This is a genomic window from Kitasatospora sp. UYEF31, from assembly GCF_057291755.1.
On sequence record NZ_JBXAWK010000110.1, the window covers coordinates 1 to 8981 of the forward strand.

General features: G+C 71.9%; 5 protein-coding genes. 3 read left to right on the top strand and 2 right to left on the bottom strand.

Features of this window, described 5'->3' with window-relative positions; genetic code table 11:
• Positions 1-489: 489 nt before the first annotated feature.
• Together AC0Z36_RS28905 and AC0Z36_RS28910 are read right to left on the bottom strand one after the other, a co-directional pair.
• Positions 490-2154 (bottom strand): AMP-binding protein, encoded by a 1665-nt coding sequence (locus AC0Z36_RS28905; protein WP_485466041.1) that lies wholly within the window; start codon positions 2152-2154, stop codon positions 490-492.
• 388 nt (positions 2155-2542) lie between these two features.
• Positions 2543-2890: a VOC family protein gene (locus tag AC0Z36_RS28910; RefSeq protein ID WP_485466037.1), complete on the bottom strand. Its 348-nt coding sequence runs from the start codon at positions 2888-2890 to the stop codon at positions 2543-2545.
• Between the two features lie 195 nt (positions 2891-3085).
• On the opposite strand from AC0Z36_RS28910, the gene AC0Z36_RS28915 reads away from it, so the two are divergent.
• The 3 genes from AC0Z36_RS28915 to AC0Z36_RS28925 all read left to right on the top strand — a co-directional run bounded on the left by AC0Z36_RS28915 (position 3086) and on the right by AC0Z36_RS28925 (position 8728).
• Positions 3086-5890 carry a bifunctional acetate--CoA ligase family protein/GNAT family N-acetyltransferase gene (locus AC0Z36_RS28915; protein WP_485466038.1) on the top strand — a complete coding sequence of 935 codons (2805 nt, stop codon included), beginning with the start codon at positions 3086-3088 and terminating at the stop codon, positions 5888-5890.
• Positions 5891-6974: 1084 nt separating this feature from the next.
• Positions 6975-7562: a DUF5998 family protein gene (locus AC0Z36_RS28920; RefSeq protein ID WP_485466039.1), complete on the top strand. Its 588-nt coding sequence runs from the start codon at positions 6975-6977 to the stop codon at positions 7560-7562.
• Entirely contained in the window at positions 7559-8728 is a 1170-nt protein-coding gene (locus AC0Z36_RS28925; protein WP_485466040.1) for an alkaline phosphatase family protein, read from the top strand. The genes AC0Z36_RS28920 and AC0Z36_RS28925 overlap by 4 nt, the downstream gene beginning before the upstream one ends.
• Positions 8729-8981 lie beyond the last annotated feature (253 nt).

Genomic DNA, 8981 nt, shown 5'->3' on the forward strand with positions numbered 1-8981 from the left:
CCTGGTCTCCGACCGCGCCGCCGTGCGGTGATCACCCACCAGCCGACCAGCCATGCCAGGATGCCCCGACCCTAATTACGACCCAGGTCGTAAGGCTGTACGGAGTAGTGACCCGTACGGGGCGCAAAACCGCACTCAGCGGCTCCGCCGGCAGGTCCCGCCGCATCGCGCCGCCCACTTGCGGAGCCGCTGAGGCCTGACGGCGGACGCCCGGCCGAGTGGGCACACGAACACGTGTGTGCCGCCCGGACCGGCCGTTCTCCACCGCTGCACACTGTCTCCAGGAAACGCACGGGCGACCGGTTCCACCAGACCCCCGTACAGGTGGCCCGGCGCACCCGGGCGGACTCCCATCCTGTCGCACCGCACAGTGCGGGTCCCAACCCCGGCGCGGATGCCACCCGTGCGGGTGATGACCATCCGGTGGGTGGGTGGGCCGGTTCCAGCCGCCGGAGCCTCTGCGGCTCCCAGCCCGTGACGCCCGCAGGCTCAGAGGTCCGGGAAGTCCTCCTCGAACCATTCGAGCGTCGCCCGGCTGACCTGCGTGGACGTGTGCAGCAGATCCTCCCGGTCCCGCAGTTCCACCCGGCGGATCTTTCCGGACACGGTCTTGGGCAGCGGGGCGAACTCGATCCGGCGGACCCGCTTGTACGGGGCGAGCTGCGCGCGGGCGTAGCGGAGGATCGACAGCGCCGTCCCGGCGTCCGGACTGTGACCCGCCGCCAGGACCACGTACGCCTTCGGGACGGCCAGCCGGACCGGATCGGGCGACGGCACGACGGCTGCCTCGGCCACCGCCGGATGCTCGATCAGCACGCTCTCCAGCTCGAACGGTGAGATCCGGTAGTCGCTGGCCTTGAACACGTCGTCGGCCCGCCCGATGAAGGTGATGTAGCCGTCGGCGTCCCGGACCGCGACATCGCCCGTGTGGTAGCGGCCGTCGCGCATCGCCTCGGCCGTGCGCACCGGGTCGTCGAGGTAACCGGTCATCAGCCCCAGTGGCTTTGTCGACAGGTCGAGACAGATCTCGCCCTCGCCTTCGCCCGTACCGTCGGAGCGCCGCCCGGTCGCCGCGTCGACCAGGACAGCGGTGTATCCGGGGAGTTCCCGCCCCATCGACCCCGGCTTGACCGGCTGCCCCGGCGGGTTGCCGATCTGCGCGGTCGTCTCGGTCTGCCCGTAGCCGTCACGCAGTGGCAGGCCCCAGGCCGCGTGCACCCGGTCGATGACCTCCGGGTTGAGTGGCTCGCCGGCCCCGACCACCTCGCGCAGCGGGATGTCGTACGCGGTCAGGTCCTCCTGGATGAGCATCCGCCATACGGTCGGCGGGGCGCAGAAAGTCGTCGCGCCGCACCGCTGCATGGCTTCGAGCAACGGCTTCGCCGCGAACCTGGGCTGATTGACGATCAGCACCGTAGCCTCGGCGTTCCACGGCGCGAACAGGTTCGACCAGGAATGCTTGGCCCAGCCGGGCGAGGAGATGTTGAGGTGCACATCGCCGGGCTTGAGCCCCAGCCAGTACATCGTCGACAGGTGCCCCACCGGGTAGCTGGTGTGCGTGTGGCCGACGAGCTTGGGCTGCGCCGTGGTGCCGGACGTGAAGTAGACGAGCAGCGGATCGTCGGCCCCAGTCGGCCCGTCCGGGCTGAACGGGGCCGCCGAGGTGTACGTGTCGTCGTACCGCAGCCACCCGGCCACCGGGGCGCCGACCGCGACCCGGCCCCATGAGCCGGGCACGTCGGCGAAGCCGCTGGTCGCCGCGCTGTCCGCGACCACATGCGCGACCTGGCCGCGTACGACACGGTCGTGCAGGTCAGCCGGGGACAGCAGGGGCGTGGCCGGGATGACCACCGCCCCGAGTTTCATCGCCGCGAGCATGACCTCCCACAGCGCGACCTGATTGCCCAGGACCACGAGGATCCGTTCACCGCGGCGCACCCCCTGGTCCCGCAGCCAGCCGGCCACCTGGTCGGACCGGGCGGCCAGTTCGTCGAACGTCAGCCGGACGTCCGTACCGTCGGCTTCGACGATCCACAGCGCGGTGCGGTTGTTGCCCCGCGCGACCGGGTCGAACCAGTCGAGGGCCCAGTTGAACTCCGCCGGCTGCGGCCGGGGGAAGCCGCGGGCGGTCTCCAGGTCCCCGCGGTGCTCCAGGAGGAAGTCCCGGGCGGCCCGGAACTGGCGGTAGGCCTCAGAGGGTTCGTAGTCCGGCGAGGCCGGGTCAGTCGGGTCAGTCGGGTCAGTCGGGTCAGTCGGGTCAGTCGGGTCGGCCGGGTCAGTCGGGTCGGCCGGTCCGGTCGTGCCTGCTGAGTCGGTGGAGTCGGTGGAGTCGGTGGAGTCGGTGGAACTGGCTGAGACGGCTGGACCGGTGGCACCGGCTGGATCAGGTTTGGGCGCGGACACAGGCACGGACACGGGCACCTCCGGGGCAGTGGCGGGCAGTGACACCGGTCCACCCTGGCCGTAGCGGTGCGGCGGGTCAACGGCACGGGGTGCCGACACTCCGATGATCATCACGACGGTACGGGACGGGGACGCCGGTTCAGCTGCGCGGCTGGTACAGCACCGCGGCCCAGCCCTCCGGGCCTGTGACCTGGACCCGCAGCTCGTGCGGGCCCTCCACGACCTCGCCGACCGCGACGCCGTCCGCGCGCAGCGGGGCCAGCGCGGCCGCCAGGTCGGCAACCTTCACCATCACCACCGGACCCGTGCCCTCCCGGTCGGTGCCGGACAGCGCGAGTCGGCCCCCGTCGACGTCGAACTGGGCCCAGCGGTCGCCGTCGACGAAGGTCGGCTCCGTGCCGAGTACGGCGGACATGAAACGCACGGCGGCCGCCATGTCGGCGACCGGGAAGGCGGCTGAGACGCTGAGCGCGGGGGTGGTGTCCATGGGCGGTGGAACCTCCTGGTCGGTGGCCCCGTGCGCACTGGCCCGGGGCCGACTGGGTGGGTGGCGTGACAGACGACGAAGGTGAACGGTGTGACAAAAAGGCGTATGCCGAATTCAGCCGTAAGTTACCTGATGGACCATCAGTCAGGAGCGGTGGCATCCCCGGAGTTAGACCTACCGGTCTAGGCTCATGAGATGGAGCCCCCCGTGCAGGAGACCCCCGCCCCCGAAGCTCCCCGCGCCCCCGAATACTGGGAAGCGGACGTCCTGCTGCGTGACGGCGGCACCGCCCACCTGCGGCCCGTCGGCCCCGCGGACGCCGAGCGGCTGGTCGCCTTCTACGAACGGGTGTCCGCCGAGTCGAAGTACCTGCGGTTCTTCACCCCGTACCCGAAACTCTCCACACGTGACGTCCGGCACTTCACCCACCACGACTGGGTCGACCGGGTCGCCCTCGGAATGTTCGTCGGCGGCGCGATGGTGGCGATCGTCCGCTACGACCGGATCGGGCCCGACGGACGCTCCGTGCGCACCGGGCCCCACGCCAGGTCCACGATCGCGGAGGTGGCCTTCCTGGTGCAGGACGACCAGCAGGGGCGCGGCGTCGCCTCCGTCCTCCTCGAACACATCGCGGCGGTGGCCCGGGAGCGCGGCATCCGCCGCTTCGAAGCCGACGTGCTGCCGTCCAACCGCCGCATGATGACCGTCTTCAAGGATGCCGGCTACACCCAGAAGGCGGCCTTCGAGGACGGCGTCGTACGGCTGAACCTCGACCTCGCGCCCACCGACACCTCACGTGAAGTCATGCTGGCCCGCGAGCACCGCGCGGAGGCCCGGTCCATCGAACGGCTGCTCACACCCCGGTCGATCGCGGTCATCGGCGCGAGCCGGCACGCCGGGACCGTCGGCCGCACCCTGCTCGAAAACCTGGTCGAGGGCGGCTTCGCGGGCACGGCGTACGCGGTCAACCCCAACGCGGCCGGTGCGGTGTTCTCCCGGGGACCGAACCCACAGGGGCTGACGCCGCAGGCCCCCGGGAGCCCGAACGACCTCCTCGGCGCACTGCCGGTCTACGCCTCACTCGCCGACATCCCCGGGCCCGTCGACCTCGCGGTCGTGGCCGTCCCCGCGTCCGCCGTGCTCCAAGTGGTCGGCGAATGCGGCCGCAAGGGCGTACGCGGCCTCGTCGTCGTCTCCTCCGGCTTCGCCGAGACCGGCCCCGAAGGCCGCGAACAGCAGCGCCAACTAGTGCGCGCGGCCCGCGGGCACGGCATGCGCGTGATCGGGCCCAACTGCCTGGGGATCCTGAACACCGCCCCCGACGTACGGGCCAACGCCTCACTGTCCCCCCGCATGCCGCGCCGCGGCCGGGTCGGCATGTTCGCCCAGTCCGGCGCGCTCGGCATCGCCGTCCTCGAATCCGCCGTCGCCCGCGGCATCGGCCTGTCCACCTTCGTCTCGGCGGGCAACCGCGCCGACGTGTCCGGAAACGACCTCCTGCAGTACTGGGAGGACGACCCGGCCACCGACGTCGTCCTGCTGCACCTGGAATCCCTGGGCAACCCGCGCAAGTTCACCCGGCTCGCCCGCCGGGTGGCCCGGCGCAAACCGATCGTCGCGGTCAAGAGCGGACGCACCGCGCTGGGCGTGCCCATGGGCCATGTCACCCGTACGCTCACACTCTCCGACCAGGCCGTTGACGCGCTGTTCCGGCAGGCCGGGGTCATCCGGGTGCCCACCGTCGCTGAAATGTTCGACGTCGCGCAGCTCCTGGCCTACCAGCCGCTCCCGGCCGGCGGCCGGGTCGCGATCATCGGCAACTCCGACTCACTCGGCCTCCTCACCTACGACGCGTGCACCGCCGCCGGACTGACCCCGCACCGGCCCGTCGACCTGACCACCAGGGCCACGGCGGAGGACTTCCGCACAGCACTGGCCGACGCACTCGCCGCCGCCGACGTCGACGCAGTCATCACCGTGTTCATCCCGCCGCTGATGACACCAGGTCAGGACGTCGCCCAGGTCATCGCCGGAGCCGCCGTACACGCCGCGGCGATCGGGAAACCACTGCTCACCACCTACCTGGCGCACGAAGGCCTGCCCACCCAACTGCGCATCCTCGACGCCGACGGCGTCCCCGCGTTCGGCTCCGTGCCGTCCTACCCCGCGACCGAGAACGCCGTACGGGCCCTGGCCGAAGTGGTCCGCTACGCCGACTGGCGAAGCCGCCCGGCGGGGAAGCTGCCGCAGCTTGACGGGGTGGACCCCATCCAGGCCAAGGCGCTGGTCCGGGCCCGGCTCGGGGCCGCTGACGCGGCCGGTCTCTCCCCGGACGACGCTGCGGAACTCCTCGGGGCGTACGGCCTGCATCCGATGCCCGCGCTCCGGGTGGAAAGCGAGGACGCCGCAGTGGCCGCCGCCGAAAAACTCGGTTACCCGGTCGTGCTCAAGACCATCGCCGAGCACCTGCGCCACCGCTCCGACGTCGACGGCGTACGGCTCGACCTCGGTACCGAGGCGGGCCTGCGGCGGGCCTTCCAGCGGATGGCCGACCGCCTCGGCGGCCCCGACCAGGCGCGCCTGGTGATCCAGCGCCTGGCGCCGCGCGGGGTACCCACGGTCGTCGGCATCACCTGGGACGAATCCTTCGGCGCGGTGCTGTCCTTCGGTCTGGCGGGACCGGCCTTCGACCTGCTCGGCGACCGCGCCTACCGGCTGGTTCCGGCCACCGACGCCGACGTGCGCTCACTGGTCCGGGAGATCCGCGCGGCCCCGATGCTCTTCGGTTTCCGCGGCGCGGAGCCGGTGAACGTGGAGGCGCTCGAAGACCTGCTCCTGCGGGTGTCCCGGCTGGCCGACGACCTGCCGCAGATCAGCCGGATCGAACTCGACCCGGTGATGGTCTCGACGGCGGGCGTGGGCATCCTCGACGCGCGGATCCGGCTGTCGAAACCGCCGGTGCGGGGCGAATTCGGGCCCCGGTCACTGGCTGTGCCTTGATGCCGGGCTCCAAGCGCGGGCTGTGCTGTCCGCCGGGCTCCAAGCGCGGGCTGTGCTGTCCGCCGGGCTCCAAGCGCGGGCGTCTTCCTCACATCCCCGTCGCTTCGCTCCGGGGCTGTTCGGCGCCCGCGCGTCGCCCGGTCGGGCCGCGCCCTCCGGGCGCGCTCGGGACGCTGCGCGCCCTCGCTGTGCTGTCCGCCGGGCTCCAAGCGCGGGCTGTGCTGTCCGCCGGGCTCCAAGCGCGGGCGTCGCCCGGTCGGGCCGCGACCTCCGGGCGCGCTCGGGACGCTGCGCGCCCTCGCCCGGTGGGGGTGCCGTTCGGGACGCCGCGCGCAGTCGTCCCGCAGACGGCGCCGAGGGCGGTGCGGAATCCGCGCTAACGGTTCCGTACCGCCCTCCGCCCGGTCACAGTCGACGCCCGCCGGTGCCGCCCCGAGCTGCGGCACCCACACGTGCGGTCTGTGACCGGCCCCGGTTCCGGGTCGTCCAGGGGCACACCCCTGTGCGCTGAGCCCTCCACTAGGCCGCGCGCTCCGTGCCCTGGACCCGTACCGGGGCCCTGAGGAGGCCACAGAAGACCGAGTCTGTGCCCTCCGTCTCCATCCGCCACCGGGTTCGTTCCCCGAGAATCCACACGGCAGCGAACGGGTCGAAGGCTCCGGTGGGGCCGCCGCCCGGTCAGGCGGTGCGTCCCTGCGCCCCGTACGGGCCTTCTCGACAACCAAGTCAACCCCTGGCCCCGGGCGGCCCGGGAGGGCGCGTGGGCGGCGCGTGGAGGCGTGGAGCGGGCGTTCGACGGATCACCGGCGAAGTCTCGCCACACCGTCACCCGGCCGGGCCTGTCCGTCACCACTCCGAATCATCGCTGAATCGACAAAATCACCCGCCCCGGCCGACGGAACCGTCGGACTCAGCCGAGCAGAACCGCCCACTCCGATCGACAAGACAACCAGCCCTGTTAGAGCCTTCCGCGTCGCCGCGGCAGCCGCTGTCGCTGGGCGCCGTTCCACACACCCGGGCCCGCGCGCGAGCGCACGGACGCCCGGTGGCGCACGTGTGGGCGTAAAGATGCCAGGATGTAGGCATGGCGAAGACCGGAACCACGACCGAACTGCGTACAGCTATCGAGCGCAGCGGCTACTACCCGAGCCTCGTTGTCGACGCGGTCGAATCGACGATCGGCGGCGAGCCGGTTGAGGCATTCCTGGTGCACCAGGAGACCACGTTCGACAGCACCGAGGTCCGCAGGCACATCACGGTCCTCGTGCTGACCGAAAGCCGGTTCCTCGTCAGCCACACCGACGAGCACGCGCCGGACGACACCTCCCCGACCCCGTACGCCACGACTTCCACCGAGACCGTGCGCCTGGAGCGCGTGGAGTCGGTCGTCGTGAGCCGGGTCGTCGGCAACCCGGCCGAGTACGTGCCGGGCCAGCCGCCCCGTGAAGTCGTCCTGACCATCGGCTGGGGCGCGGTGGGCCGCATCGACCTCGAACCGGCCGGCTGCGCCGACCCCAACTGCGAGGTCGACCACGGCTACACCGGTTCGCTGACAGCCGACGACCTGTCGCTGCGGGTCAGCGAGGCCGCTGACGGCCCCGAGGCAGTCGAGCGCACCCAGACCTTCGCCCGCGCCCTCTCCGAGGCGATCTCGGGTATGCCCCGCCGGTGAGCCAGGCGTTCTCCGGCGAAACGGCCGTCCCCCCGGTCCCCGTCCCGCGCTACGGCGAGCAGGCGCTGTCCGATGTTCTGCCCGCGGTCGTCGCGTCCCTCGGCATGCCCGGCATGACCGATGTGCTGGGGCTGCGGCCGACCCGGGCGGCGTGCGTGTTCCTGGTCGACGGACTCGGCTGGGAGCTGATCAGAGCGCACCCGGACTGGGCACCGTTCCTCACATCCCTGCTGCCGACTTCGTGTGCCGGCCGGGGTGAGCCGGTGACCGTCGGATTCCCGTCGACCACCGCGACCTCGATCGCGTCGTTCGGTACGGGCCTCCCGCCGGGTGGTCACGGGCTGCTCGGCTACAAGGTGGCGATCCCCGGCGACGGGCGGCTGATGAACCAGCTGCGCTGGGACCCGTACGTCCCGCCGAAGCAGTGGCAGCCACACGTGCCGATCATGCGACAGGCCGCGCTGGCCGGCATCGGGGTCGCGCAGGTCACCGATCCGATGTTCGAACGCACCCCGCTGACCGAGGTGGCGCTCAAGGGCGGCCGGTTCATCGGCGCGGCGGCCGGTGAACCGCGAGTCGGGGCCACGGTGCTGGAACTGGCGAAACCAGGTCGCAGGCTCGTCTACATGTACGCCAGTGAGCTGGACAAGGCCGGGCACGGCAACGGCGTCGACTCCGATGCGTGGCGGCTCGAACTCCACCGCATCGACATGACGGCCCGTCGGCTGGCCGAACGGCTCCCCGCCGGGAGCAGCCTGTACATCACCGGCGACCACGGGATGATCGACATCGCCCCGGAGGACCACGTGGACGTGGACGCCGACCCGGCGCTGTCCGCCGGGGTGGCGCTGCTCGGCGGCGAGGGCCGCGCGCGGCACCTCTACGCGGTGCCGGGTGCGGCGGCCGACGTGCACGCCATCTGGACCGACATGCTCGGCGAAGAGGCCTGGGTGCTGACCCGGGATGAGGCCGTAGGCGCGGGCTGGTTCGGCCCGGAGGTCGAGGAGCGGGTGTACCACCGCATCGGCGACGTGGTCGTCGCCCCGTTCGCGGACATCGCGATCACCGCGTCCCGGCGTGAGCCGAACGAGTCCCGGATGACCGGCCTGCACGGGTCGATGACGGCCGTGGAGCAGTTGGTCCCGCTCCTGGAAGTGCACAACTAGGTCCTGTTCCGGGTTTCCCACCGGACCAGGCCGCGTTGTCCGGCGCCGTGCGTCGCAAGGTGCCGGATCCGGACTCGTACCGGTCATACCCGGAGGATTCGGCAACGCCGCGAGGGGCGGTGCCGGGCGGCGTGGCCCCGGCGGGAAACCCAGAACAGGCCCTAGTGCAGCGCGTCGGAAGTTCCTTGCTGGTTGCGGGACGGTAATTGGTCACTGGGCGTGAGGACTATGCGGCCTGGGCGTAGAGCCCGCC